The following is a 24,874-nucleotide window of genomic DNA, read 5'->3' as shown; positions in this document are numbered from 1 at the left end:
TGGGGATATAGTCGCTCATCTTGCCGTCGTTGTATGCGCCGTAAGCGTACATATCAAAATAACCTGTACCTGTAAGACCGAAGAGGATAGTTTTCTCCTCGCCTGTCTCCTTGCACTTGAGAGCTTCGTCGATAGCAGCGCGGATAGCATGGCTGCTCTCGGGAGCGGGGAGGATACCCTCAACTCTTGCGAACATCTCAGCAGCCTCGAATACAGCTGTCTGCTCAACAGAAGTAGCTTCCATAAGACCCTGATCGTAAAGCTCGGAGAGTATGGAGCTCATACCGTGATAGCGGAGACCGCCTGCGTGGTTAGGTGAAGGCATGAAGCCGCTGCCGAGGGTATACATCTTCTGGAGAGGGCAAACCTTACCTGTGTCGCAGAAGTCGTAAGCGTAGGTACCTCTTGTAAGGCTCGGGCATGAAGCAGGTTCAACAGCGATAAAGCGGTAATCAGCTTCGCCGCGGAGCTTTTCGCCCATGAATGGTGAGATAAGACCGCCGAGGTTTGAACCGCCGCCTGCACAGCCGATGATGATATCGGGCTTGATGTTGTACTTGTCCATAGCAGCCTTTGCTTCAAGACCGATGATAGACTGGTGGAGGAGTACCTGTGCAAGAACGCTTCCGAGAACGTAGCGGTATCCTTCCTTTGAAGTAGCAGCCTCTACAGCCTCTGAGATAGCGCAGCCGAGGCTTCCGTTAGTGCCGGGGAATTCCTCAAGTATCTTTCTGCCGATCTCAGTAGTCGTTGAAGGCGAAGGAGTTACGTTTGCACCGTAGGTACGCATAACCTCACGGCGGAAGGGCTTCTGTTCGTAGCTTACCTTTACCATGTATACGTTGCAGTCGAGACCGAAGTAAGCAGAAGCCATTGAAAGAGCTGTACCCCACTGACCTGCGCCTGTTTCTGTGGTAACGCCCTTGAGGCCCTGCTTCTTAGCGTAGTAAGCCTGAGCGATAGCGGAGTTGAGCTTGTGGCTTCCGCTTGTATTGTTGCCCTCGAACTTGTAGTATATCTTTGCAGGTGTGCCCAGCTTCTTCTCAAGGAAGTAAGCTCTTACGAGCGGAGAAGGACGGAACATCTTGTAGAAGTCCTGTATTTCTGCGGGGATGTCGATATAAGGAGTTGTTTCGTCGAGCTCCTGCTTTACGAGCTCGTCGCAGAAAACGTGGCTGAGCTCCTCAGCTGTACAGGGCTTGCCTGTGCCGGGGTTTAAAAGAGGAGCGGGCTTTTTCTTCATATCAGCGCGTACATTGTACCACTGCTTGGGAAGCTCGTTCTCCTCAAGATAGATCTTGTAAGGTATTCTTTCATCTGACATTGACATAGTAAAATCTCCCTTTCACTTTATTATTATAAATGAGTCAGTACTATGCTGAGACGGGAATATAAAAAAGCTCCTGTCCCTGCATAATTGCGGGGACAGAAGCTGTGATTCTTCTGCGGTGCCACCCTGCTTGACGCCTGTGCGTCCACTCACTGCGTACTTTTATACGCCGACTTTGTTAACGCAGGGTCTCTGCGGCTCACATACACAGTGCATACATACACCTTCAGCTCGCCCTCGGAAGTCCATTCACTCTTGTCATACTTACCTGCTCGCAGCGGCCGCAGGCTCTCTGAAAAGGACAGACATGAGCTACTCACTCTTCTTCAACGGTTTACTACAATAAATTATAGCATACATATACCGTGATGTCAATAGAACGGGCTGTTTTTCCACGAAAGCAACTAATAATCTGTTTAGGCATCAAGGAAAATTGTTGTGAAATTTCAAAAAAGCTCCTTCCGGACTTGCTGATATACGGTCAATAGCATGATTTTTTACCGAAAAGCGCGGTGAAAAATCAAAAAAGGGCTTTTCAACAGTGTGCAAAAGTGGTATAATATTACTTGATATCGCTTCTGTACTTTGCACGTGTACGGGAGATGCTCTCTTCGCTGCGCTTGATGAGGTTGAGGAGAGAGGAGGAGTACTGAGCGTAGTCCTTCTGAAGAGTTGCTGTTGTGACGTAGAGGGTATCGAAATTGTTTACGCAGTCGTTTCCGTCGAGGGCGATACCGCTGGAAGCGGCTTTGATATTGGCTTCGCTCATGGATACGATAGCGTTTGCACTGTCGTTTGCGATGACCTTGGGTATACGGAAGAGCTTCTGGTCGTTATGCGGGTTAGCGTTGTAAACGATACGGAAAAGCTTGTATACCGACAGCATGAGGTAAGAGGATACCTCTTTTATAAGGGTAATGCTGTTTGCCTTCTGAGCAAGGCTGAACAGCAGACTGATCGAGTTGTTGATAATCCTTCTGTTGAAGTTGATGATCTCGGGAGAAGGCATTTTCATGCTGTTGTTTCCGTCGTCATCGGGAATATCTTCGATAGTAATGGTCTTTCCCTCGGGTTCGGGAGTTCTGCCCAGCAGATAGTCGCAGGAAACATTGTAATAGTCTGCGATCTTTACAAGGAAATTAAGACCACACTCTCGAATGCCTTTTTCGTAGTGTGACAGAAGAGCCTGTGAAATGCCGAGATCCGTAGCAGCCTGCTTCTGACTTATATGTCTTTCCTTTCGCTGTAAAGTAATGATACGTGCGAAATCCGAGTTCATTGAAATTCCTCCAAATCCTGATTTTATCAAAAAATTCTATATATATATTATAATACAAAATGTATAATTTGTAAATATGCAGAAATGTGAAAGAATTTGTATGAAATAGTAGTATTTTTCGTGAAATTTACTAAGAGTTAAAAAAACGAGCAGTATTTTTGTGCAAAATTATCCTACCTGTATGCATATACGGGAAAGTTTTTCGGATAAACCAATATCAAAAAGGAGAGTGCCATGAAAGGTTACAGGATAAGCGTGCTCCGTCACGGAATGACGGAGGCAAACGAAAAAGGCATATACATAGGCAGTACCGACCTGCCGCTCTCAGACAAGGGCGCGGCGGACCTTGCCGCCAAGATGGACGAGTTCGACTACCCTACGGTGCATCGTGTCTACTCGTCGCCCCTGAGAAGGTGCACCGAGACTGCGGAGATACTTTTTCCGTATACCGAGCTCCAGACCGTTGACGACCTAAGGGAGCTCAACTTCGGCGACTTCGAGAACAAGAGCATAGACGAGCTTGCTAAACGCGCCGACTATAATCAGTGGCTCCGCGGCACAAAGGAGAGCAGACCGCCCAACGGCGAGAGCCTTGAGGAGCTGACCGCACGTACCTATAAGGCTCTCCATGCGGTGATAATGGACATGATGGAATCGGGTCTCACCCACTGCGCCATGATAACCCACGGCGGCATAATATCCAATATGCTCAGCTGCTTCGGCATACCGAAGTTCCCGCCCTCGCAGATAACCGCAGAGGCAGGCGGCGGCTTTGATATTATTGTTACCGCTCAGATGTGGCTCAATTCACAGGCCTTTGAAATTCTCGGCTACTGTCCCTACGACAGGATACCCGAGGACGAATATTGAAAAATACGGGTATGTGAATTTTTTGTGTGTTTATTGAGCATACTGCGTTCGCAATTGCTAATTATACCACAAACGCAAATTCAGTCAAAACTGTAACAAGCGCCGTAAACGGCGGTCTTGACAGAATTTGTGTTTGTAGTTCGGGGCAATTACGCAAACGCCCGACTGCTTTCGACCGCCAAAAAAGTTATTTACCACAAAATACTGTATAATTACGGAAAAACTGCCCATAATATCTGCAAAAACATTCTTCGGAGGCACAGATATGAAGGTAAGGGAGCTTATCCGCTATTCAGACAGGCTGCTGAAAGGCAGACGTTCAAGAACGATGATGATATGCATACTCCCCCTCGGAGCGGAGCTCTTCTTCCGCTGCGGGGAGGCGGCTGTGTACAGTCTGCTGCTGTATTTCGGCAGTATCCCGCCCATAAGGCTCTTCGGCGGAGATGAGCCCCTGCAGCTCGCGGTGACCATCGTAAGCACCGTGCTGAGGTGCGTGACTGTTGCTCCGCTGACGTATGCTGCGGCATATCGGCTTTGCGGCATGACAGGTGAGGGACAGTGCAGACAGTGCGGCAGTTTTTCGCGCATACTGCTGAGGAAATGCACCCTTAAGCGCAGTATCTCGGCAGCGCTGTGGACAAAGGCAATAAGCCTCCTTGCCCTTGCGCCCGCCGTATTTTTCGGAGTTTCCGCATATGGCATGATACATGAAAAAATGTATGCGGACGAAGTTTTCATCGCGGCAAATCTGATATTTCTCGGAGCTGTGTCCGTATTCATGTGGCTTTCCCTGAAGCTGAGCTTCTCGGCTGTGCCCTATCTGCTGGTGCGTTTCCCGAAGCTCACCGCATTCCGTGCAATGGTCTTTTCCGTGAGCTTCATGAGGGGCAGGAAAAGCGTGTTCCTGCGGCTTTTGGCGGTATATCTGCCGCAGATGCTGACCATAGCGGGACTTCCCTTCGGTCTGACCAAGCTCATGACCGCATATTCCATAAGTATAGATATTTTCATCAAGGAGGACGAGTACCTTGAAGCTGATAGAGCTGAAAGTGGACGCCGAAAATCCCGTAACACTGGAAAAATTCCTCACAGGACAAAAAGGCGTGTCAAGGCGGCTGCTGACAAGGCTTAAGCGGCAGAGCGGCGGCATCACGCGGAACGGCGAGCTCGTCCGCAGCATAGACGAGGTGAGGCAGGGCGATGTAATAGTCCTGCACCTTGAGGACGACAGCTTCCTCGAACCGAACGGGAGCCTGAATGTTCCAATTGCCTTTGAGAATGAGAGCCTTGTGGTGTTCGACAAGCCCGGCGGTATACCCGTACACCCGTCCATACGCCATCAGGGTGACACTCTCGGCAACTGGTTCGCTCACCTATATCCCGGGCTGACCTTCCGCTCGGTGAACAGGCTCGACCGTGACACCTCGGGACTGTGTGTTATCGCAAAGGACGCCCTTGCGGCAAAGCTTTTGCAGGGGAGCTGCAAAAAGGTCTACTACGCCGCCGTACACGGCGTTATCCCCGAGAGCGGCACTATCGACGCTCCCATAGCCCGTGAGAGAGAGTCCATAATACTCAGGTGCGTCCGTGAGGACGGACAGCGAGCCGTAACTCACTATAAGCGGCTGAAATGCAGCGGAAAGTACTCCCTTGCGGAGATAGACCTTGAAACGGGCAGAACTCACCAGATAAGAGTTCATTTCGCACATATCGGAGCTCCCCTTGCAGGCGACGACCTGTACGGCGGACTTCGTGAGGATATAGGCAGACAGGCTCTGCACTGCGGCAGAATGACGTTCAGCGATCCGCTCACAGGGGAGCAGATAACTGTGACCTCGGAGCTTCCCGATGACATACTTTCACTATTTGAAAAGGAGTAATAATTATGGAAAAGATAGCAAGCTTTCAGGTAGACCACACAAAATTCAGCGTAGGAATGTACATATCACGCATAGACGATGATATCGTAACCTATGACGTCCGCATGGTGAAGCCCAACGGCGGAGTATACCTTGCGACGCCCTCAATGCATACTATAGAGCACCTTTTTGCGACCTATGCGAGAAATTCCGAGTTCGGCAGAAATATCGTCTATGTAGGACCGATGGGCTGCCGCACGGGATTTTACCTCCTCACAAGGGGAATTTCCCACGAAAACGCCATTAAACTGGTTCGTGACGCATATACTTTCATAAGGGACTATGAAGGCGAGATACCGGGCTGTACGGAGGTGGAGTGCGGAAACTACCGTGAGCACGATCTTGCTTCCGCAAAGAAGGACGTAGTGCCTCTGCTTGAAAAGCTTGAGGGCTATACAGTGGAAATGCTTGATTATTCATGGCATTTTGACAAAAACTGAGCAGCTTTTTTGTGTATAATAATGAAATATTTGCGGATTTTGACTTTTTGAGGATCTATTTCTTTTTATTATCACAAAAAGTTGGTATAATATAAACTGTTTGGTGAAAAAATACCGAGGAAAGGAGATGCGGATTTGGAAAAGAAGAATAACGTGTACAATTACGTGTACAGCGGGCAGCGTACACCGCCCCATGAAAAAAAGCCCGAGCCTGTTCCCGCAGGAGCGGCTGACGAAAGGCTGAGCATCGGCGGATTTTTCCCGAAATTCGGATTCTTTTCCGTAAATATCGCAAGATCTGTCCTCAAAGGGCTTATTAAAGCCGTAAAGTTTATACTTTCCGACCTTCTGAGCCTTGCCGCAGCTGCGCTTGGAGGGCTGAAATGGCTCTTTATGGAGCTCATAGCCCCGTTCAGGGAACGATTCAACCTCAATAAGGGGCTGACGAAAAAGGTCCGCAAGGCTAAAAAAGAGGGCGAAGAGGCGTACAAAAAGGCTCTTGCGGAGTTCTGGTACACTTATCTTTTCGGCGAGGACGGAGTATTTTATACCGCCTTCAATTATATACTCCCCGTGCTTTCCATAGCCTTTCTTGTGGGGATAATCCGCTACGGCTCGGGACTTGAATACGGTCTCAGTGTTGAGTACAACGGCAGGGAGATAGGCATGATAACTGCCGAGGCTGATTTTGAAGAGGCTGAGCGGGAGGCACAGCAGAGGATATATTACGGCGACAACGATAAGCCCATAGACCTTTCCGCGAAGTATTCCATAAGGATAATCAACGAGAATGACAAGGTTTATTCGGCTTCACAGCTTGCGAACGAGATGCTTGCGGCTTCAGACCATACACTTTCCGAGGCATACGGTATATATATCGACGGAAAGTTTGTGGGAGCCGTAAAAAACAAGGAAGCCGTACAGGACGCCCTCAACGAGAGGATACTGAATTTCCGCGTGGACGGCGTTATAAAGGACGTAGGCTACAAGGGCGATGTTGAGTACACAAAGGGTATGTACCTTTCGGACAGCGTTATGACGGAAAAAGCCGCCATAGAGCTGCTTACCTCCTCAAAGGAGAAGAAGTCGGTATATATCGCAAAGCGCGGAGACACAGCCGTTTCCATTGCCGAGCAGTACAATATGGACCTTGCCAAGCTTGAGGAGCTCAACCCCGAGATAACCTCCAACTGCCGAAAGGGTATGCTTGTAAACGTGATCGAGACCGAGAGCTACCTGCCCATACAGTATGTCCGTGAGATATCCCCTGTCACCTTCCTCGACTACGAGACCATAGAGGTGGAAACGAGCTCTCTTAACGTGGGCACGAGGGACGTCATATCAAGGGGACAGAGAGGCGAAAAGCTGAGCAATATAGAGGTGACCTATGTTGACGGCAAGGAGTACTCCAGAAAGACCATAAGCTCAACCATAACAAAGCAGCCCGTCGTGGAGAAGATAGGCATAGGAATATACGCCGCAAGACCTGACAGTCCGAGCACGGTACTTACGGGTACGGGAGAATTCGGCTGGCCTGTGGACGGAGGATATATCAGCGACCCGTTCCTCAGCGACAGAAACCACAAGGGTATGGATATAGCAGCTTCGACAGGTACGGAGATATATGCGGCTGCTGACGGCGTTGTAGTGTCGGCAGGCTGGAATTCCGGCGGATACGGCTATTTCGTGCAGCTCGGACACGTTGACGGATATCAGACGGTATACGGTCATATGAGCGCGGTACTCGTTACTGAGGGACAGGAGGTCTCAAGGGGACAGCTTATCGGTGAGATAGGAAGCACAGGCAATTCAACGGGTCCCCACTGCCATTTTGAGGTGCGTCATGAGGGAATATGCCTCGACCCTGCTTTATTTGTCAATACCGTTGACAGCTTTAACGAGGAAGCAAACAGACTGAAAGATGAAGAAAAACAAAACAAGAAGAACTGAAAAAAGTCTGTTAATATACACAAAAAAGGGCGCCGAAACGGCGCCCCTACAATTTGAGGATATATCGTGGCTTTGTGTAGGGGCGGCGTTCCGCCGCCCGCATAATAATATATAAAGCTCTTTTTTTGACAGTCTCAAAAGCTCCACTATCCGTGGAGCTTTTCGTTTAATGTATCAAATCAAAGGAGACCGAGAAGCATTTTCTGTATTGCCTGAGCGTCTCCTACTGTAACGCCGTTGTCGTCCATATCGGCGTTGAACCTGCCCTGTGCGGACAGACTGTACTTGTTGGGGTTAGCAAGTGACTGCATGATAAGTACTGCGTCAGCAAGATCGAAAGCGCTATCGCAGTTGGAATCTCCCATAAGAGCGTTGAACATATCAATTTCAGTACCTGTGAACAGGCTGCCGCCCATATTGCCGCCAATCAGTTTCAGGTCGTACATATCGGCAAGCTCGTCAATGTCAAAGTCATAGCTTGGTGTGATACTGAAGGAATCCGCTGAAACTCCCGATAAAAGTGAGGACAGATCCATATCAGCATAATCTGAAAAATGATCAGCGGATAAGTCGATATCGGTCTCTGAGAAAAGGTCTCCGAGAGAGCCGAGGATATCGCCGTCCAGATCAACGGTTTGATCCGCAGTGCTCAACAGGTAATCCAGCGAGGATTCAAGATATGTGTCGGCAAGGTAATAAAATCCCTTGATATAGCCCTTATCATTGAGTGCGTTGAATATATCCTTTGCCTGACTGATGGAGATATCAGAACTTATCATATCGTCCAGTGATAAATTATCGGCAAAGTTATAGTAAAAGCTGCTGTCGAGCAGGTCGGAGTCGAGGTCGATATCTGTGTTGAGGTCGATTATCGCATCGGGGCATACAGCCTTTATTATGCGCTCACAGTCCTCAAAGTCAGCGTCCTTTTTGATATCGAAGTTTATTCTGTTTGCGGCTCTCTGCTCAATGAGGACCTTTCCGAAGCTGTTGATGAAAACGCGGCTCGCTTCAGTAATGTCCACATCGTCCTTCATTTTATTGATGATAGAATCGACATCGCTTACTTCTGTCATGGAATAAGCTGTTTTGAGCATTTCTGCAAGTTCGTCTTCTTTTGCGTTTGATACCATTGGTACTGCACATGAAGCGGCAGAACACAAAGCGGTGATAATAGCTGTGATATGTTTTAAATTCATAAGTAAACAACTCCTTCTTTATAAAACCTGTGTCATTTTTTACCGAATTTACGCCAAGTGCTGCAATGCTGCAAAGGGTCGGCGCATTTCCTGTCATGTTTATAATAGCACAAAAGCTCAGTGAAATCAAGGATATTCATTATTTAAGATATATATTTATCATATAACGTCTGTTTGTTCCGCCTTTCGGGGCAGCGATCATCATTGAGCATGCACCGTATACAGGAAAAAAGCTCCGCACTGCGGAGCTTTTTGCTTATTTCTTATTCTTTTTGTAGATGATTGCAAGACCCTTTATGAGGAGGTTGCTGTCGAGGATTATCTTCTTTCTGCACAGCGGCACAACGAGCTCTGAGAGACCTCCCGTAGCCACAACGGTGCACTTTTCCCCAAGCTCCTCTTCCATGCGGTCGATGATGCCGTCGAGTGCGCTTGCGTTGGAGTAGAGTATTCCGCTCTTGAGGCAGTCGATAGTGTTCGTGCCGATAACATGGGGCGGAACCTCAAAGTTTATCTTCGGGAGCTGAGCCGTTCTTGCGGTAAGAGCGTCAGCAGAGACCTTCATACCTGTGAGGATAACTCCGCCGCGGTAGTTCTTCTTGCTGTCAACGACGGAAAGAGTGGTAGCTGTACCCATATCAATGATAATGAGGGGAACGGGGTACTGATTTATAGCCGCAACAGCGTCCACAGCCTGATCACTTCCCAGCTGTCCGGGGTTGTCGATGAGGATATTGAGACCTGTCTTTACTCCGGGGCCTGCTATCATGACGTCCACATTGAAAAGCTTTCGGATAGCCTCCTTGACGGTATTTGTCACTGACGGGACAACAGAGGACATGATAGCGTCGTCTATGTCCGATATGTTGAAGCTGTTCATTTCAAGTATAGTCTTGATAAGGACTGCGTATTCGGCAGCTGTTGCGTTATGGTCGGTGCTTATGCGCTCGAAGAGCACTACCTCGTCGTTGCTGTCAACACAGCCGAAAACAATGTTTGTATTACCGATATCTACTGCTAAAAGCATAATGATTCTCCTTTATGCGTTATTTATCCGTGCGGAATGGCGGCAGGGGCAGGTCGTTAATGCCGAAAAGCCCCACGTCAGCGTAGTTCGTCCACTTGAAGCGCGCCGAAACGGGTACCTTCACCTTATCGCTGCAAAGCTCTATATATGGCAGTCTTACAGTCGCCTTTGCGGGGAAGTACTCACCGTCACTGCCTGCTATCTCAAAGCCCTCGAGACATCTTGCGTCCTTGCCTCCGAGTCCCTTTGCACAGTTCCTGAGGTGTATGAGCATGGTGCTGCCCATTATCTCATAGCTGTCATACATAGGCGGCAGGGCGTCGCTTTCGCCGAGTATGCCGTAGACCATATTCATAGCCTGCAAATAGAGCCTGTGTGCCACCTGTGATTTGTCCGTTGGGTGGAGATTATTGAACTCGCCGCAGTCGAGAGCAACTGCGAGACCTGTATTCTTTACTGTGCGGAATACCTTTTCCTGCGCTTCTCTTACATAAGCCCAGCTCTGATTATCGGGCTCCTCCTCAAATCTGAACATAGGGAGCTGAACTATGAGGAATGGCAGCTCGTCATCGTGCCAGTCTCTGCGCCAGTTCTCGATAAGGGTTTTCAGCAGCACATCGTAGGTCTTGGCGCGGAAGTCGTCGGATTCGCCCTGATACCACAGAACTCCCGCAAGAGTATAGGGAGATATGCGGCTCAGCATGGTCTCATACAGACCGCATGGGCGCATGGGATTTTTGATATTCATGGGACCCGGGTATTTGTTTTCGCCGAATTTGGCTGTAACGGTGCTCCATTTTGCATTGGGGTGCGCAGCCATATATTCCCTTACGTTCCTGTCCCATACTCCCTGCTTTTCGTTGTATTCGTCAAACTCTCTTATCATTTCCTCGTCGGTCTTGCCTTCTATCGCCTTGTCGTAGTCGTCAAGATAAGGGCGCAGACGGCTGTCATAGCCAAGATATTCGCGGCTTATCCATGCGGAAGCGGAGGAGCCGCCCCAGTTGCAGCCGATGATGCCTACGGTAACGCCCAGTCTGCGGCTGAGCTCCTTTGCGAAGTAGTATCCCACAGCCGACCATGCCTGCGAATTCTCGGGGGACGGCAGCTGCCAGCACGACTCCTTTTCTGCGGCGGCGAGTTCATCGTCCACCATCGGACATTTGGGAGTATAGTAGAACCTTACGTTCTCGCCTGCACAGCCTGCCAGTGCGGCAGCGCCCCTGCGCTCATGCCGGAGCTCGAATTCCATGTTTGACTGTCCGCCTGCGAGCCATACCTCGCCTATGGCAACATTTTTGAATACCTTCTTTACGGCTCCGCATTTTACCTCAAGGGTACATGAGCCGAGCTCTCTTCTCGGCGGGAGCACAGCTTCCCATTTTCCGTCCTTTATGACAGCCCGTGCCGAGCTCTGGAGCTCCGGTATGCTTACCGTGATGACCTTTTCATTGTTGGTGCAGGTGCCGAAAACGCGGATGTTCCTGTTTCTCTGAAGCACCATATTATCACTGAAAACAGCTGCTATCTTCATATTTTATCCCCCTTTTTATTTAAAAGTAAGTGCGCCTGAATTTTCCATAGCCTTTAGCAGAGTGAACCTTGCTTCGTCGCGGAATTCGGGCTTTGCCATGTAGTACATATATGTTTCGAGCACATTTATGGGACTTGCGGTCCTGCCCTCTATCTTGAACTGCTCAAAGCCCATAGGCACGTATTTTTCCCATATATCATCGGGAGAGATATGTGTGCGGAGCTTTCTTATCTCAAAGAGCCCCCGCTGAGAGTAAGGGCAGTCGCGGAAGTGCTCGGGATCGTACTTTGCCGCGTCAAATGGCAGGTTCGGGTACTTTTTGATATGCTCGTTGTAGGCTATCTGCTGAACGCCTATGGAGTGATAATGAGCGGAACGTCTCGGACATTCGGGCTCGCAGCAGGCGTTTGAAAGGAACTCTATCTTTGGTCTGTCCTCCATGGGTATCTGCTCCAGCAGGTCGAACCTGTTATTGAGGTCATAGTCCATAACTACTATGTGGTAGTCCTTTTTCAGCTCCTCAAGCAGTCCCCCGATAGTGTTCAGGCGCTTGCAGGTGGAGCTTGTGAGCTTGTAATCGGGGTAATTATGGCGGATATAGTCCTCCAGTACGGGTGACATGACAATAGCTTCATTGAGACCGTTGTTCGCCATAGCCATGACCATGTTGCAGAACTGGTCGCTGAGGTGTTTTTTCTCCAGTGCGGGATTTGTGAACGTAAAGCGGAGGGGTATGCCCTTGTCGTTGAACGCCTTTATTACGCCCCTGACAAAGTTCTTGTCGCATACTCCGCCCTGAGTTCTGCCGCCGTTCCATATGGAAGGGGGGAAAACTCCGTAGAATGAAGCAATTTCAACTCCCTCGCGGAAGAACTCGGGATTGCGTTCAAGGAGCTCCGAAAAGAGCAGATTCAGCTTGAAATTACCCGAAAAGTCGGGCAGATGAAAACGTACTCGCATATTTTTCTCCTTTGATTTCCGATTTTTAGAGCGGTCATTGGTATAATGCTTATTCAGTCTATGCAGTCTCCGCGTTCCGAGACCACCTCGTAGCCTGCGGACTCTATCCTTTTTTGCAGGCAGCTGCGGCACTCCGCCGCCTCTTCGCCCGTGCATATCTTATTATCGTACAGGTCGTACTTTTTACGCACCATAACAGGCGAAAGGTTAGGCATTACCACGTTGCAGCCCGTTTGCAGACCGAGCTCCCTGCCGTTGGGAGCAACAGTTCCGAGAGCGGTGGTGGCAGGCAGCAGCACCTTCGGGAACATCAGTCTGAGTATACCCAATAGTCTCAGGGTAAGTCCGAGAGTGCCGCCTTCTTCCTCGGAAAATGGTGTATTATGATGCGGTATGAAAGGACCTATTCCTATCATATGCGGCTTCAGCTCCTGCAAAAAGCGCAGGTCTGCGATGAGGTGCTCAACTGTCTGGAATGGCGCTCCCACCATGAAGCCCGCTCCCACCTGATAGCCAAGCTCTTTCAGCCAAAAAAGGCATTGCTTGCGGTTATCGAGGCTCATTTCCTCGGGGTGGAGCTTTGAGTACAGCTCCTGTGAAGCCGCCTCGTGACGGAGCAGATATCTGTCCGCCCCTGCTTCTTTCAGCCTTTTATAGCTCTCATAGGAGCGTTCACCGAGGGAGAGCGTTACCGCGCAGTCGGGGTATTTCTCCTTTATCTCCGATATCAGCGGGCAGAGGAATTCGTCCGTGAAAAAGGCGTCCTCGCCGCCCTGCATTACGAATGTGCGGAAGCCCAGCTCATAGCCGTTTCCGCAGCATTTCAGTATATCCTCACGGGACAGCCTGTAGCGGTCGGCGTCCGTATTTCCGCGGCGTATACCGCAGTACAGGCAGTTGTTCTTACAGTAGCTCGAAACCTCGATAAGACCTCTCAGGAACACTTTTTTTCCGTAGCTTTTCTGCCTTACCTCGTCCGCCCGTCTGCGTAGCAGCTCCGCGGCGGCAGTATCATCAGTATTTATCAGCTCTCTCAGCTCATGGTCGCTGAGGTCGCCTGTGCGGTACAGCTTTTCGACAATTTCCGTCATATCAGCCGCCCAGCCTTATCATTTCGTCAATGCACTTTCTTGCCTGAGCTATGAGCTCATCGTCCATGATTATCTCACAGGCATCGCGGTCCTCTCCGCTTATGGCAAGGAGAGTATTGTACACATCGGGGAGAGTTGTGAGCTTCATGTTATGACATACAAGATCGCGGCTCACGGGATAGAAGCTCTTTTCGGGGCAGTCGTACTGCAAATGCTCCACTATGGAGTTTTCCGTGCCGATTATGAACTCTTTTTTGTCGGACTTCTTTGCATAGTCCATTATGCCCGTAGTTGAGCCAACATAATCCGCAAGCTCCACAACCTTGGGAGTACATTCGGGGTGAACGAGGAAGAGAGCGTCGGGGTGCTCTTCCTTAGCCTTTTTTACTTCGTTCACGGTTATCCTTGCGTGTGTGGGACATCCGCCCTGAAGGAGCTTTATGTCCTTGTCGGGACACTGCTTCTTTATATAGTCTCCGAGGTTGCAGTCGGGGATAAAGAGTATCTTGTCGCTGTCGAGAGCCTTTACTATCTTAAGTGCGCTTGAAGATGTGACACAGACATCACAGACCGTTTTGAGAGCGGCAGTGGTGTTGATATATGCAACTACAGTGCGGTCGGGCTCCTGAGCGCGTATGGCGCTTATCATGTCTCTGTCCATCTGCTCTGCCATGGGGCAGCCTGCGTGTCTGCTGGAGAGGTAAACGCGCTTCTGCGGCGAGAGCATTTTAGCTGTTTCCGCCATGAAGTGAACTCCGCAGAAGATGATATTCTCCTCGGATACACCCTTTGCGTCAACGCTGAGCTTGTAGCTGTCGCCAACGAAGTCGGCTATCTCGCATATCTCACGCGCCTGATAGCAGTGTGCGAGGATCGCGGTATTGGTCTGCTTTTTGAGCTTTATGATATTATCCTGTAATTCACGGACAGTCATGGATATACTTCCTTTCTGGATTTCAAATTACAATAAGCCTATTTTAATATTATACCACATATCAGATATTTTTTCAAGCAAAAAAGAAACTCCTCTGTCTGTAGCAGACAGAGGAGCTGTTCATTTATCACTGAAACTTTTTGAGCTGCATTTCCACCCATACAGCCGACAAAACGGCAGCTGCCGTGAGCAGAACAAGTACAGCCAGATGTGCAAGGCTGTCATCGGAGAACAGAAATACCGCAGTCACAGCCATAACAAGGCAGACTGCTCCGATAGCTGTCCATGCCGTACCGCATTTTTCATTTGCGAACTGCCATGCCTCGCCGCTTGACAAGGATCTTGCGGTCCTGAAGCCTATGGAGTGATCCGACGTATTTTTTGCATATTTTTTCATGCATATGCCGCCGAGCATTATACCGAGTGAAGTAATGATATTTACGATAATAACAACACTCATGAGCTTTCCTCCTTTACAGCAGAGGGTCATTGTAGGATATCACCAAATCCGACAGGATGTATTTGTGCATTCCTACAAAGATGAAGATTATTTTTTGATATTAAACGGTTTTCCGTTTAATAAGGGCTTATTTCAGCCCTCTTACGGAAGGCATCAATAAGAATAGTCAGACACCTCGGCAATGACCTCGACTTCTGCGAGGACGCCCTTGGGGAGTGATCTTACCGCAACACAGCTTCTTGCAGGCAGAGATGTGAAGTACCTGCCATATATCTCGTTGAAAGCGGCAAAGTCGTTCATATCCGCAAGGAAGCAGGTAGTTTTCACAGCCATGTGGAAGCCTGAATTTGCCTCCTCCAGTACAGCCGCAAGGTTCTTCATAATCTGCTCTGTCTGCTCCTCGATAGTTGTTCCCTTTATTGTATTGGTCGCAGGGTCGATAGCGATCTGACCGCTTGTGTAGACCATTCCGTGTGAAACGACAGCCTGTGAGTAAGGTCCTACAGCCGCAGGAGCTTTTTCCGTGTTGATAGTAAGCATAAAAATACCTCCGTTATTGATAATCGTTATTCTTTATAAACTCAGTCCTTTTCAAAAGATATATAGGCGGCGCATGAATCGTCGTCCTTTACGGTGAGGTACACATTGTATGTATCATACGTCTGATCCTCATCATTAACAGTATAGTGCTGAGTTTCCTTTGCGAAGTAAACTGCGCCGTCATAATCATTGTCCGTGACGCCGTTATAAGGATATTTGCTGAGATCGAAGCCGCTTCCGTCGATGCTGAATATAACAGCTTCGTCCGTTATGCGCTCGGGAACGAGCTTGTAATCGCTTCCGTGGAAGTGCATAGTACCGTCTGCCGATATAGTCATAGGATCATTTTTCAGATCGTTCTGAATCGTTTCGCAGTCGGGGTACTTGTCGCCGCCCCACGAAGCATAGCCGTTGCAGGTGTAGCTGCCCTTGTAATCCTTGATATCGGGCTTCTTGCCCTTACCGTCAGTGCAGCCCGTGAAAGCAGCCGCAAGGATGAATGCAGATGATGTTAACCCCAATAATCTCTTATTCATAATATTACTCCTTTGTTTTGAGATGTGTGATTTGCTTATATACGCACCATAGGAGGTTCGTATTGCAATATATGATAATACAAAAACATAAGCTTGTCAAGGAGTAATTTTTAAATTTTTTATTAAGGTCATATGAACTTGTAATAAGATTATATAACCTTTAATATCCTTTCTGTCATTTCCGTACAGGTCAGGGGAGTCATTCCCTTGTCCGTACCTATGATGTCCGCAGTGCGGCAGCCTTCATCAAGTACCCTGTCCACAGCCTTTTCTATGGCATCGGCTTCCTTGTTGAGACCGAATGAATAGCGGAGCATCATAGCTCCCGAAAGTATGGTGGCAATAGGGTTTGCGAGGTCTTTTCCCGCAATGTCGGGAGCCGAACCGTGTATGGGCTCGTAGAGTCCGCGCTTTGAAGCTCCCAGTGAAGCCGAGGCGAGCATACCTATAGAGCCCGTGATCTGCGATGCTTCATCTGAAAGTATATCTCCGAACATATTGGACGTAACGATAACATCGAACTGTTTCGGATCGCGGACGAGCTGCATGGCAGCATTGTCCACCAGCATATCAGTATAGTGTACCTCGGGGTACTGCTCCGAAAGCTCGTGCATGGTCTTTCTCCATAGCCGTGACGACTCCAGCACATTTGCCTTGTCGATGCTGCAAATGCGCTTATTGCGCTTCATAGCGGCTTCAAAGGCAGCTCTGCCGATACGTTCTATCTCGGTGATGCTGTAAGCCTCGGTATCGAAGGCTTCCGTGCCGAATTTACCCTCGCGCAGACCTCTTTCGCCGAAGTATATACCGCCTGTGAGCTCTCTTACTATGAGGAGATCAAAGCCGCTGCCCACTATCTCGTCCTTGAGGGGAGAAGCGTTCCTCAGTGCAGGATAGAGCTTTGCAGGACGGAGATTGGTGTAAAGTCCGAGAGCCGCTCTTATACCGAGGAGAGCCTTTTCGGGGCGGACATCTCCGCCGAGACCGTCCCATTTCGGACCGCCCACAGCTCCGAGGAGAACGCTGTCGGAAGCAAGGCAGCCGTCCACAGTCTCCTGCGGCAGGGGAACTCCCGTCTCGTCGATAGCGCAGCCGCCTATGAGGTAAGGCGTGAAGGTGAAGCTGTGTCCGAACTTACCTGCGGTCTTTTCAAGTACCTTGACGGCGCTGTCCGCTATTTCGGGACCAATGCCGTCGCCCTTCAGCAATGCGATCTTCAGTTCCATAATATACTCCTTTCTGTTTTCAGCCATGCAGGGGCGCTGTTTGCCCGAGCCTTTCGCCTTTTAATTATCATCAGCTCTGAAAAGACAGTGTGCCGAGGTTGTCACAGGTCATCTTCATAGCATGATCTGAGCAATACAGGGTATTTACAAAAGCAGAACCGTTGACATACCGCAATTCTATCCCATTATCGCTGTCTGATGCGATATCTTTTACTTTCCGCATTATACTGTCGATCTCAGCCTGCGGCAGCAGGTCCTCGCATTTATATGTTGCATAAATATGCATCCAGCCATGTATTTCTATCATTTTATCACCTTAATTGATAACTCTCCACTCTCAATTCTCAGCTTCGCAAAGCAGCGGTAAGCGGCATAGCATACACCTGCGGTAATGACAGTGCTTTTTATCACAACTATGGGGGTGCTGAAGCTGTAGAGAGTTGTTGTTGCATTGCTTATAAAGTGCAAAAATATTGCTATGGGCAGCATGAGCTTTGTCCTGCCCGTCTGTATGCCGCAGAATATAAGTACGGTCAGTGCTATGGCAAAGGCTTCGCCTTCAATGGCTGTAAACAGGTTCACGGGGAGGATATCGGGAGCAGCCCTGCCTGTGCCGATAAGGTTTATACACGCTAAACCGCCGCTGAAGCCCTCAAATGCGCCGTGACCTATGCCGTATGTGACGGCGTCTTTGCGGCTGTCACAGGAAGTCAGCAGATACCGCAGCGCAAGATATTTCGCGCCCTCTTCAAATATGCCGTAGAGCAGTCCCTGCTTTATGCAGAACGGGAGCAGGTCACCCTGAGCGAAGCCTGTGCGTATAAGACCTGCAATCGTAAAAACAGGCAGGCATATCAGAAATGCAGCAGGTGCGGGAAGTATGCGAGCGCCCGTCCTTTTGTGCCAGAATATGAGCAGGAGCACAGGGACGATCAGCCTTGCCAGTCCTGCAAGAAGGCAGTTAAGATCAGTCATGATTATCTCCGTATCTCTGTCAGAAAACGCCGTTTTCTATAGCCTTCATGAGTCCGCCGTTTTCGATGATATTCTGTACGAATTCGGGGAAGGGAGCTGTTCTGTACTCCTTACCCGTAGTTATATTGCGTATTATGCCGTTATCGAGGTCAGCCTCGACTATATCTCCCTCGGATATCTCCTCCGCAGCCGCAGGACACTCCACTATGGCAAGACCTATATTTATAGCGTTCCTGTAGAATATACGCGCGAAGCTCTTGGCGATAACGAGAGATACTCCGCTTGCCTTTATGGCTATGGGAGCGTGTTCCCTTGAGGAGCCGCAGCCGAAATTCATGCCTGCGGCGATGATATCTCCCTGTTTTACGCGGCTGACGAAGGTCTTGTCGAGGTCCTCCATGCAGTGGCTCGCAAGCTCGCTGTGGTCGCTGGTATTGAGGTAACGTGCGGGGATAATAACGTCCGTGTCCACGTTGTCGCCGTATTTTATGATATTTCCCGTGTATTTCATATCTCAGCCGCCTCCCACGGACTTGTTATCCTGCCTGTTACTGCGCTTGCCGCCGCAGTTGCGGGACTTGCAAGGTATACCTCGGACTCTGTGTGTCCCATACGTCCCACGAAGTTGCGGTTTGTAGTCGCAACAGCTCTTTCTCCTGCCGCTAATATGCCCATATATCCGCCCAGACACGGACCGCAGGTGGGAGTTGACACAACAGCGCCGAACTCTATGAATGTCCTGAGCAGTCCCATTTCCATTGCTTCGAGGTAAACTCTCTGAGTTGCGGGGATTATGATGACTCTCACGTTTTTGGCGGCTTTTCTGCCTTTCATTATCTCGGCGGCAGCAATAAGGTCCTCAAGTCTGCCGTTGGTGCAGGAGCCGATTACCACCTGATCTATACGGATATCGCCTATTTCCGAAAAAGTTCTTGCATTTTCGGGCAGATGCGGAAAAGCAACGGTGGGCTCTATCTGCGAAAGGTCGATATTTATTACCTCGTCGTATTCCGCGTCATCGTCGGCTTTGTAAACAGTCGGCTCTGCACAGCCGTGGCTGCGGATATAGCCGAGGGTGATCTCGTCAACATCGAATATACCGTTCTTTGCGCCTGCTTCTATAGCCATATTGGCAATGCAGAAGCGGTCGGCCATATTAAGTGAAGCAAGTCCGCTGCCCGTGAATTCCATGGAGCGGTAAAGAGCTCCGTCAACGCCGATCTTTCCGATGATATGGAGTATAACGTCCTTTCCCGAGACATATTTCCGCAGACTTCCCGTGAGATCAAACTTTATTGCCGATGGGACCTTGAACCACGCCTTGCCCGCAGCCATGCCGCAGGCCATATCCGTGGAGCCCACGCCTGTGGAAAAAGCTCCGAGAGCGCCGTAGGTGCAGGTGTGGGAGTCGGCTCCGATAACAGCGTTCCCTGCGGTAACAAGTCCTTTTTCGGGGATCAGGGCGTGTTCTATGCCCATTTCTCCCACGTCGTAAAAATGGGTAATGTCATGTTCTCCGCAGAAATCGCGGCACATTCTGCACTGCTCCGCCGCTTTTATGTCCTTATTCGGCACGAAATGATCCATGACCATTGTGACCTTGTCTCTGTCAAACACGCTGTCTCTGCCGAGCCTGCGGAACTCCTTGATAGCTACGGGAGAGGTTATATCGTTCCCGAGAACGAGGTCGAGGTCAGCGAGGATAAGCTCTCCCGCGCTGACCGACTCCCTGCCCGAGTGAGCCGCAAGTATCTTCTGCGTCATTGTCATTGCCATTTTTATCATTCCTTTCGATAAGGTATGCTTATCGGGTCTGTTTGAGTATGTGAATATATTGACGGTTTATTGAGCATAAGGCGTTCGCAATTGCTTATTATACCACAAACGCCAGCCGCTTTTGACCGCCAAAAAGTTATTTACTCGTTTATTTCGCTGTTTTGAGGCAGTTTTCTCCTCTTTCGATAGCAACTATGCCCGTGCGGCACATCTCCATGATGCCGAAGGGCTTGAGAAGCTCTATGAATGCGTCTATTTTCGAGGTCTCGCCTGTGAGCTCGCAGGTTAGGGAGGTCGGGGAATAGTCAACTATCTTTGAGCGGAATATCTCCACCGCCGTCATGATATCCTGACGTATCTCAGCCTTGTTCCTGACCTTTATGAGCAGGAGCTCACGTATCACCGTGTCCTTGCTGTCGAGCACTTCCACCTCTCGGACATCATGGAGCTTCTGCAGCTGCTGGAGTATGCGCTCCTTTATATCCTCGTCGCCGTGAAAGGCGATGGTTATGCGTGAAAAGCCGCTTGATTCGGTCTCGCCCACGGTAAGGCTGTCGATGTTGAAGCCCCGCCGTGTGAACATACCCGATACTCTCGAAAGTACGCCCGAAACATTGGCAACTATAACGCCTATTACGTACTGCTGTTCCATAATGTCACCTCACTTTATCTCTGTTATCATATCGTTTATCGAGCCGCCCTGCGGAAGCATGGGAAGTACATACTCGTCGCTGTCAACAGCGCAGTCGATAACAAATGGGGTATTGCATGAAAGCGCCTCATCAGCCAGCTTTTCCAGCTCAGCTGCGGAAGAAGCGTGACCGCCCTTTGCGCCGAAGGCTTCCGCAAGCCTTGCGAAGTCGGTCTTTCTGTTGAGGGTTGTGTTTGAATAACGCTTGTCGAAGAACAGCGTCTGCCACTGTCTAACCATGCCGAGAACGCCGTTATTCATGATGACAACTGTTATGGGCAGCTGCTGGGATACTGCCGTTGCAAGCTCGCAAAGGTCCATGCCGAAGCTGCCGTCACCTGTGAAGAGTATGCAGCGCCTGCCCGTTGCACAAGCCGCGCCTACGGCTGCTCCGAGGCCGAAGCCCATAGTGCCGAGACCTCCGCTTGAAATGAATGTACGGGGCTTTTTCAGGGGATAGCGCTGAGCTGTCCACATCTGGTGCTGTCCTACATCGGTTACTATAACAGCGTCGTCGCCTGCGCGGGCGCTTATGATGTCTACGATATCATAGGGGCTCAGCTTTTTGCCGCCGCTTTTTGCCTTTGCGATGCTCAGTGCGGAGGCTGTATGAAGCTTTTCCTCTTCACGGAGCTGCTTTATGCGCTCTGTCCACTGCGGATGCTTCTTCTCCTCAGCCATTGCGATGAGCCTTTCGAGAGAGTCGTGAAGATCGCCCTTTATGGCAACATCCGTGGGGATATTCTTGTGGAGCTCCGCACCGTCAATGTCTATATGGATAATGGCGGAATGTTTGGAAAACTGCGAATCATCGCCTGCAGCCCTGTTGCTGAAGCGCACTCCGAGAGCTATGACGAGGTCGGCTTCGCTCAGAGCCGCATTCGAGGCGAAATGTCCGTGCATACCCTGCATACCGAGAAAGCGGGGGTGGTCGCAGGGAACGGCGGAAAGTCCCATAAGGGAGCAGCCCAAGGGCGCGTCTGTCTTTTCCGCAAGAGCAAGTATCTGCTGTGAAGCCTTTCCGCTGATAACTCCGCCGCCGAAGTAGATATACGGCTTTTCGCAGCTGTTTATGAGAGCTGCCGCCTTTTGCAGCTTATCCTCGGAAGCAAAGGTCAGGGGGTAGGGTATGACGGGCTGTGCGTTGGATTCGTATTCGCACATAGCTTCCTGTACGTCCTTGGGGATATCCACGAGTACAGGTCCCTGTCTGCCTGATTTGGCTATTTTGAAGGCTGTGCGGAGAGTGTCGGCGAGCTCGGTAATGTCCTTGACTATGAAATTATGCTTGGTGATAGGCATGGTGATACCGACTATATCCACTTCCTGAAAGCTGTCACTGCCTATGAGGCCGCAGGCGACGTTTCCTGTGATAGCCACCATGGGAACAGAGTCAAGATATGCCGTAGCTATGCCTGTTACGAGGTTTGTAGCCCCGGGGCCCGATGTGGCGATCACAACGCCCACCTTTCCCGTTGAACGTGCGTAGCCGTCCGCAGCATGGGCAGCTCCCTGTTCGTGTGCGGTGATGATGTGCTTTATGCGGCTCTCTGCGGAATACAGCTCGTCGAAAAGGTCTATGACCTGTCCGCCGGGGTAGCCGAAAATGGTATCGCAGCCCTGTTCGATCAGGGTCTCAACAACTATTTTTGCACCTGATATTTTCATAGTATCATGTCCTTTACTTTTGTGTTTGCGGTACTCAGCCTGCGCTGAGCATATTGTTTACCGCGCTTATCAGCGCCTTTACGGAGGATGTGATGATATCGTTGTCTATGCCTGTGCCCCAGAAGCTCTTTCCGCTGCCCGAAACTATCTCAACGTAGGAGACAGCCTTTGAAGCCGAGCCGACTTCAAGAGCGTGCTCGGAGTAGCTGTTTAGGCTGTAGTCTGCATTGGTATATGAGCGTACAGCGTTGCTTACGGCGTCAAGACGGCCGTTTCCCGTATCGGTGACAGTGACCTTCCTGCCGTTGTAATCGAAGCTTATGGTAGCCTCGATGCCGTCACGCTGCACGAAATGGGTCTCGTTTATCTTTATGGGGGATACTATATCCACGTAATTCTTCTTGAATATCTCGTAGACCTCGTCGGGGAGGAGTTCCTTGTGCTTGCGGTCGGATACGCCCTTGACGAGATATCCCACGCTCTCCCGCATCTTCTTGGGAAGATCGTAGCCGAAGCGTGTTTCGAGTATATAGCCGATACCGCCCTTGCCCGACTGGCTGTTGATGCGGATAACGTCGGATTCGTACTCTCTGCCGATATCCTCGGGGTCGATGGGGAGATAGGGTACTGTCCAGTACTTATCATGCCCCTCCTCGCGCCATTTCAGACCCTTTGCGATAGCGTCCTGATGAGAGCCGCTGAAGGCTGCGAATACAAGCTTTCCCGAATAGGGCTGGCGCTCGTAGATATTCATTCGCGTAACGCGGGTGTAGAGCTCCGAAACAGCAGGTATATCGCTGAGCTCGAGCTGCGGATCCACGCCCTGTGAGTACATATTCATGGCGAGGACTATTATATCCACATTTCCCGTGCGCTCGCCGTTTCCGAAGAGAGTCCCCTCAACTCTTTCAGCTCCCGCAAGGAGTCCCATTTCCGTATCTGCCACAGCGCAGCCGCGGTCGTTGTGAGGGTGGAGGGAAACTATGACGTTTTCGCGGTATTTCAGGTTCTCGCACATATACTCCACCTGATTTGCGTATACGTGAGGCATGGAGAGCTGCACCGTTACGGGGAGATTGATTATTACCTTGTCCTCGGGAGTGGGCTGCCACACGTCAAGTACCGCATTGCACACCTCCAGTGCGAATTCGGGCTCTGTTCCCGTGAAGCTTTCGGGGGAGTACTCAAATCTGTAATTGCCCTCGTATTTTTCGCGGTACTCCCTGCAGAGCTTCGCGCCGCTGATGGCTATATCCAGTATCTCCTCCCTGCTCTTGCGGAATACCTGTTCGCGCTGAGCAGCGGACGTGGAGTTATAGAGATGCACTATGGCGTTTTTGCAGCCTCTGAGGGCTTCAAAGGTCTTTTCTATGATATGCTCTCTCGACTGTGTGAGTACCTGTATGGTAACGTCGTCGGGAATGAGATTCTGCTCTATAAGAGTGCGGCAGAAGTCGTACTCTGTTTCGGAGGCTGCGGGGAAGCCTATCTCTATCTCCTTGAAGCCGATATCCACCAGCTGCTGGAAGAATTCAAGCTTCTCACCGAGGCTCATGGGGATTATAAGTGCCTGATTTCCGTCGCGGAGATCGACGCTGCACCATTGGGGAGCCTTGTCGATATAGGACCTTTCTGTCCATTTCATTGAAGTTTTCGGCGCTTCAAAGAACTGCCTTGTGTACTTGCTGACGTTATTCATTGTATGACCTCCATTCCGATCCGTTCTGTCATTGCGGAGGGTATAAAAAATCTCCTCCATGCAATGGCATGGAAGAGACGAAGCTGCAATAATACTCCGTGGTACCACTCTTCTTGATGTAAGAATACACCCACTCGTCTGCGTCGGATCAACGCATATCTCTGTAACGGGAGAGCCCGTTCAAGCCTATTTGCCGAAGCTTTCAGCCGACTGCTCGGGGATGAGCTATGACTTGCAGCTGTCTGCCGCCTTGCACCGGACGACGGCTCTCTGTGAAAACATATACAAGCTTTGTTTCCCTTCATCGCATTTGTTGATTATGATATTATGTATTATACACTGAAAAACAGCATTTGTCAAGCCTTTGTTATACAGGAGCTTTGCTGCCGCAGTCGGGGCAGAAATTGGTACCGCAATCCTTGCCGCAGCTGCATTTCCAGGGCTTTACGGGAGCCTTGGTCCCGCATTCGGGACAGAATTTCGTATCGTTCTCCATACCGCAGACACAGCGCCATTTATCGCCGTGCCAGCCGAAGGCAGCTCTGTTTTCGGCAGCCATCCGGAAAAGAGCGTCGCCGCTTGCCATATACTGCATACCCATAAGCGGGATCCCATATATAAACATACACTTCACCTCATTTTACTGCTGTGACTTTATATAGTCTGCGATCCTGTATATCGCGTAGAATACCCATATTATCCATGACACCGCCCACAGTCCCGTGAATACGCTGAAAAGCAGGTATATCACGGCGACTGCGGCGGTT

25 protein-coding genes and 1 other annotated feature are annotated in these 24,874 nt (G+C 50.0%); of the genes, 5 read left to right on the top strand and 20 right to left on the bottom strand.

From position 1 onward, the window contains the following. Together Q0R37_RS08725 and Q0R37_RS08720 are read right to left on the bottom strand one after the other, a co-directional pair. The coding region (locus Q0R37_RS08725; RefSeq protein ID WP_294753425.1) for a TrpB-like pyridoxal phosphate-dependent enzyme at positions 1–1,324 on the bottom strand (1,324 nt) is incomplete at its 3' end. Between the two features lie 568 nt (positions 1,325–1,892). Continuing rightward, positions 1,893–2,609: a helix-turn-helix domain-containing protein gene (locus Q0R37_RS08720; protein WP_294753423.1), complete on the bottom strand. Its 717-nt coding sequence runs from the start codon at positions 2,607–2,609 to the stop codon at positions 1,893–1,895. Positions 2,610–2,843: 234 nt separating this feature from the next. Here Q0R37_RS08720 and Q0R37_RS08715 point away from each other — a divergent pair, with 234 nt between their 5' ends. From Q0R37_RS08715 to Q0R37_RS08695, 5 genes are all read left to right on the top strand, one after another. Then, complete coding sequence (locus Q0R37_RS08715; RefSeq protein ID WP_294753421.1) at positions 2,844–3,479, top strand: histidine phosphatase family protein; 636 nt, start codon at positions 2,844–2,846, stop codon at positions 3,477–3,479. A gap of 265 nt (positions 3,480–3,744) precedes the next feature. Continuing rightward, the gene (locus Q0R37_RS08710; protein ID WP_294753419.1) at positions 3,745–4,614 is read left to right on the top strand and encodes a hypothetical protein; all 870 of its coding nucleotides are present in this window, start codon (positions 3,745–3,747) and stop codon (positions 4,612–4,614) included. Further along, positions 4,511–5,362, top strand: a complete 852-nt coding sequence (locus tag Q0R37_RS08705; RefSeq protein WP_294753417.1) for an RluA family pseudouridine synthase — start codon at positions 4,511–4,513, stop codon at positions 5,360–5,362. Before Q0R37_RS08710 ends, Q0R37_RS08705 begins: the two co-directional genes overlap by 104 nt. A 5-nt stretch (positions 5,363–5,367) precedes the next feature. Continuing rightward, positions 5,368–5,841 carry an S-ribosylhomocysteine lyase gene (locus Q0R37_RS08700; protein ID WP_294753416.1) on the top strand — a complete coding sequence of 158 codons (474 nt, stop codon included), beginning with the start codon at positions 5,368–5,370 and terminating at the stop codon, positions 5,839–5,841. Positions 5,842–5,976: 135 nt separating this feature from the next. After that, the gene (locus Q0R37_RS08695) at positions 5,977–7,791 is read left to right on the top strand and encodes a peptidoglycan DD-metalloendopeptidase family protein (RefSeq protein WP_294753415.1); all 1,815 of its coding nucleotides are present in this window, start codon (positions 5,977–5,979) and stop codon (positions 7,789–7,791) included. 179 nt (positions 7,792–7,970) lie between these two features. On the opposite strand, the gene Q0R37_RS08690 is transcribed toward Q0R37_RS08695, so the two are convergent. The 18 genes from Q0R37_RS08690 to Q0R37_RS08605 form a co-directional block, all read right to left on the bottom strand. After that, entirely contained in the window at positions 7,971–8,990 is a 1,020-nt protein-coding gene (locus Q0R37_RS08690; protein ID WP_294753413.1) for a hypothetical protein, read from the bottom strand. Between the two features lie 256 nt (positions 8,991–9,246). Beyond that, a complete protein-coding gene (locus tag Q0R37_RS08685) occupies positions 9,247–10,017 on the bottom strand; it encodes a type III pantothenate kinase (RefSeq protein ID WP_294753411.1) in 771 nt (256 codons plus the stop codon). 19 nt (positions 10,018–10,036) lie between these two features. Further along, on the bottom strand, positions 10,037–11,551 hold the full coding sequence (locus tag Q0R37_RS08680) for a sialate O-acetylesterase (RefSeq protein WP_294753408.1): 1,515 nt from the start codon (positions 11,549–11,551) through the stop codon (positions 10,037–10,039). Positions 11,552–11,566: 15 nt separating this feature from the next. Next, entirely contained in the window at positions 11,567–12,511 is a 945-nt protein-coding gene (locus tag Q0R37_RS08675; protein ID WP_294753406.1) for a hypothetical protein, read from the bottom strand. Positions 12,512–12,564: 53 nt separating this feature from the next. Beyond that, positions 12,565–13,602 (bottom strand): [FeFe] hydrogenase H-cluster radical SAM maturase HydE, encoded by a 1,038-nt coding sequence (gene hydE / locus Q0R37_RS08670; protein ID WP_294753404.1) that lies wholly within the window; start codon positions 13,600–13,602, stop codon positions 12,565–12,567. Position 13,603: 1 nt separating this feature from the next. Next, the gene (gene nadA / locus Q0R37_RS08665) at positions 13,604–14,536 is read right to left on the bottom strand and encodes a quinolinate synthase NadA (RefSeq protein ID WP_294753402.1); all 933 of its coding nucleotides are present in this window, start codon (positions 14,534–14,536) and stop codon (positions 13,604–13,606) included. Positions 14,537–14,663: 127 nt separating this feature from the next. Continuing rightward, positions 14,664–14,996, bottom strand: coding sequence for an SdpI family protein (locus Q0R37_RS08660; protein WP_294753400.1), 333 nt, complete (start codon positions 14,994–14,996; stop codon positions 14,664–14,666). Between the two features lie 153 nt (positions 14,997–15,149). Further along, on the bottom strand, positions 15,150–15,536 hold the full coding sequence (locus tag Q0R37_RS08655) for a RidA family protein (RefSeq protein ID WP_294753398.1): 387 nt from the start codon (positions 15,534–15,536) through the stop codon (positions 15,150–15,152). A 41-nt stretch (positions 15,537–15,577) separates the two neighbouring features. Then, positions 15,578–16,072 (bottom strand): hypothetical protein, encoded by a 495-nt coding sequence (locus Q0R37_RS08650; RefSeq protein ID WP_294753396.1) that lies wholly within the window; start codon positions 16,070–16,072, stop codon positions 15,578–15,580. Positions 16,073–16,221: 149 nt separating this feature from the next. Next, the gene (gene leuB / locus Q0R37_RS08645; protein ID WP_294753394.1) at positions 16,222–17,298 is read right to left on the bottom strand and encodes a 3-isopropylmalate dehydrogenase; all 1,077 of its coding nucleotides are present in this window, start codon (positions 17,296–17,298) and stop codon (positions 16,222–16,224) included. Positions 17,299–17,368: 70 nt separating this feature from the next. After that, entirely contained in the window at positions 17,369–17,605 is a 237-nt protein-coding gene (locus Q0R37_RS08640; protein WP_294753392.1) for an Imm7 family immunity protein, read from the bottom strand. Next, complete coding sequence (locus tag Q0R37_RS08635) at positions 17,602–18,273, bottom strand: YhfC family glutamic-type intramembrane protease (RefSeq protein ID WP_294753390.1); 672 nt, start codon at positions 18,271–18,273, stop codon at positions 17,602–17,604. The genes Q0R37_RS08640 and Q0R37_RS08635 overlap by 4 nt, the downstream gene beginning before the upstream one ends. 19 nt (positions 18,274–18,292) lie before the next feature. Continuing rightward, entirely contained in the window at positions 18,293–18,784 is a 492-nt protein-coding gene (leuD, locus tag Q0R37_RS08630; RefSeq protein ID WP_294753388.1) for a 3-isopropylmalate dehydratase small subunit, read from the bottom strand. Beyond that, entirely contained in the window at positions 18,781–20,049 is a 1,269-nt protein-coding gene (leuC, locus tag Q0R37_RS08625; RefSeq protein WP_294753387.1) for a 3-isopropylmalate dehydratase large subunit, read from the bottom strand. The genes leuD and leuC overlap by 4 nt, the downstream gene beginning before the upstream one ends. 148 nt (positions 20,050–20,197) lie before the next feature. Further along, positions 20,198–20,701 (bottom strand): acetolactate synthase small subunit, encoded by a 504-nt coding sequence (ilvN, locus tag Q0R37_RS08620; RefSeq protein ID WP_294753385.1) that lies wholly within the window; start codon positions 20,699–20,701, stop codon positions 20,198–20,200. A 9-nt stretch (positions 20,702–20,710) separates the two neighbouring features. Then, on the bottom strand, positions 20,711–22,408 hold the full coding sequence (gene ilvB, locus Q0R37_RS08615; RefSeq protein WP_294753383.1) for a biosynthetic-type acetolactate synthase large subunit: 1,698 nt from the start codon (positions 22,406–22,408) through the stop codon (positions 20,711–20,713). A 34-nt stretch (positions 22,409–22,442) separates the two neighbouring features. Continuing rightward, positions 22,443–24,107: a 2-isopropylmalate synthase gene (locus Q0R37_RS08610; protein WP_294753381.1), complete on the bottom strand. Its 1,665-nt coding sequence runs from the start codon at positions 24,105–24,107 to the stop codon at positions 22,443–22,445. Positions 24,108–24,177: 70 nt separating this feature from the next. Further along, positions 24,178–24,421 (bottom strand) — a binding site (T-box leader). A gap of 53 nt (positions 24,422–24,474) precedes the next feature. Next, positions 24,475–24,732 (bottom strand): hypothetical protein, encoded by a 258-nt coding sequence (locus Q0R37_RS08605; protein ID WP_294753379.1) that lies wholly within the window; start codon positions 24,730–24,732, stop codon positions 24,475–24,477. Between the last annotated feature and the right edge of the window lie 142 nt (positions 24,733–24,874).

Source organism: uncultured Ruminococcus sp. (genome assembly GCF_946415235.1).
Taxonomy (GTDB): domain Bacteria; phylum Bacillota; class Clostridia; order Oscillospirales; family Ruminococcaceae; genus Ruminococcus.
The sequence above is the reverse complement of the archived record's forward strand: the minus strand, read 5'-3'. Positions and strand labels throughout refer to the sequence as shown.

Bases quoted from the DNA above. Each gene is read 5' to 3' on its own strand.
- Q0R37_RS08720 (WP_294753423.1), bottom strand. From the start codon at position 2,609: ATGAACTCGGATTTCGCACGTATCATTACTTTACAGCGAAAGGAAAGA.
- leuD (WP_294753388.1), bottom strand. From the start codon at position 18,784: ATGAAATACACGGGAAATATCATAAAATACGGCGACAACGTGGACACG.
- Q0R37_RS08635 (WP_294753390.1), bottom strand. From the start codon at position 18,273: ATGACTGATCTTAACTGCCTTCTTGCAGGACTGGCAAGGCTGATCGTC.
- hydE (WP_294753404.1), bottom strand. From the start codon at position 13,602: ATGACGGAAATTGTCGAAAAGCTGTACCGCACAGGCGACCTCAGCGAC.
- Q0R37_RS08715 (WP_294753421.1), top strand. From the start codon at position 2,844: ATGAAAGGTTACAGGATAAGCGTGCTCCGTCACGGAATGACGGAGGCA.
- Q0R37_RS08655 (WP_294753398.1), bottom strand. From the start codon at position 15,536: ATGCTTACTATCAACACGGAAAAAGCTCCTGCGGCTGTAGGACCTTAC.
- nadA (WP_294753402.1), bottom strand. From the start codon at position 14,536: ATGACTGTCCGTGAATTACAGGATAATATCATAAAGCTCAAAAAGCAG.
- Q0R37_RS08640 (WP_294753392.1), bottom strand. From the start codon at position 17,605: ATGATAGAAATACATGGCTGGATGCATATTTATGCAACATATAAATGC.
- Q0R37_RS08610 (WP_294753381.1), bottom strand. From the start codon at position 24,107: ATGAATAACGTCAGCAAGTACACAAGGCAGTTCTTTGAAGCGCCGAAA.
- Q0R37_RS08675 (WP_294753406.1), bottom strand. From the start codon at position 12,511: ATGCGAGTACGTTTTCATCTGCCCGACTTTTCGGGTAATTTCAAGCTG.
- Q0R37_RS08660 (WP_294753400.1), bottom strand. From the start codon at position 14,996: ATGAGTGTTGTTATTATCGTAAATATCATTACTTCACTCGGTATAATG.
- Q0R37_RS08650 (WP_294753396.1), bottom strand. From the start codon at position 16,072: ATGAATAAGAGATTATTGGGGTTAACATCATCTGCATTCATCCTTGCG.
- Q0R37_RS08680 (WP_294753408.1), bottom strand. From the start codon at position 11,551: ATGAAGATAGCAGCTGTTTTCAGTGATAATATGGTGCTTCAGAGAAAC.
- Q0R37_RS08710 (WP_294753419.1), top strand. From the start codon at position 3,745: ATGAAGGTAAGGGAGCTTATCCGCTATTCAGACAGGCTGCTGAAAGGC.
- Q0R37_RS08685 (WP_294753411.1), bottom strand. From the start codon at position 10,017: ATGCTTTTAGCAGTAGATATCGGTAATACAAACATTGTTTTCGGCTGT.
- leuB (WP_294753394.1), bottom strand. From the start codon at position 17,298: ATGGAACTGAAGATCGCATTGCTGAAGGGCGACGGCATTGGTCCCGAA.
- ilvN (WP_294753385.1), bottom strand. From the start codon at position 20,701: ATGGAACAGCAGTACGTAATAGGCGTTATAGTTGCCAATGTTTCGGGC.
- Q0R37_RS08605 (WP_294753379.1), bottom strand. From the start codon at position 24,732: ATGTTTATATATGGGATCCCGCTTATGGGTATGCAGTATATGGCAAGC.
- Q0R37_RS08700 (WP_294753416.1), top strand. From the start codon at position 5,368: ATGGAAAAGATAGCAAGCTTTCAGGTAGACCACACAAAATTCAGCGTA.
- leuC (WP_294753387.1), bottom strand. From the start codon at position 20,049: ATGGCAATGACAATGACGCAGAAGATACTTGCGGCTCACTCGGGCAGG.
- Q0R37_RS08690 (WP_294753413.1), bottom strand. From the start codon at position 8,990: ATGAATTTAAAACATATCACAGCTATTATCACCGCTTTGTGTTCTGCC.
- ilvB (WP_294753383.1), bottom strand. From the start codon at position 22,408: ATGAAAATATCAGGTGCAAAAATAGTTGTTGAGACCCTGATCGAACAG.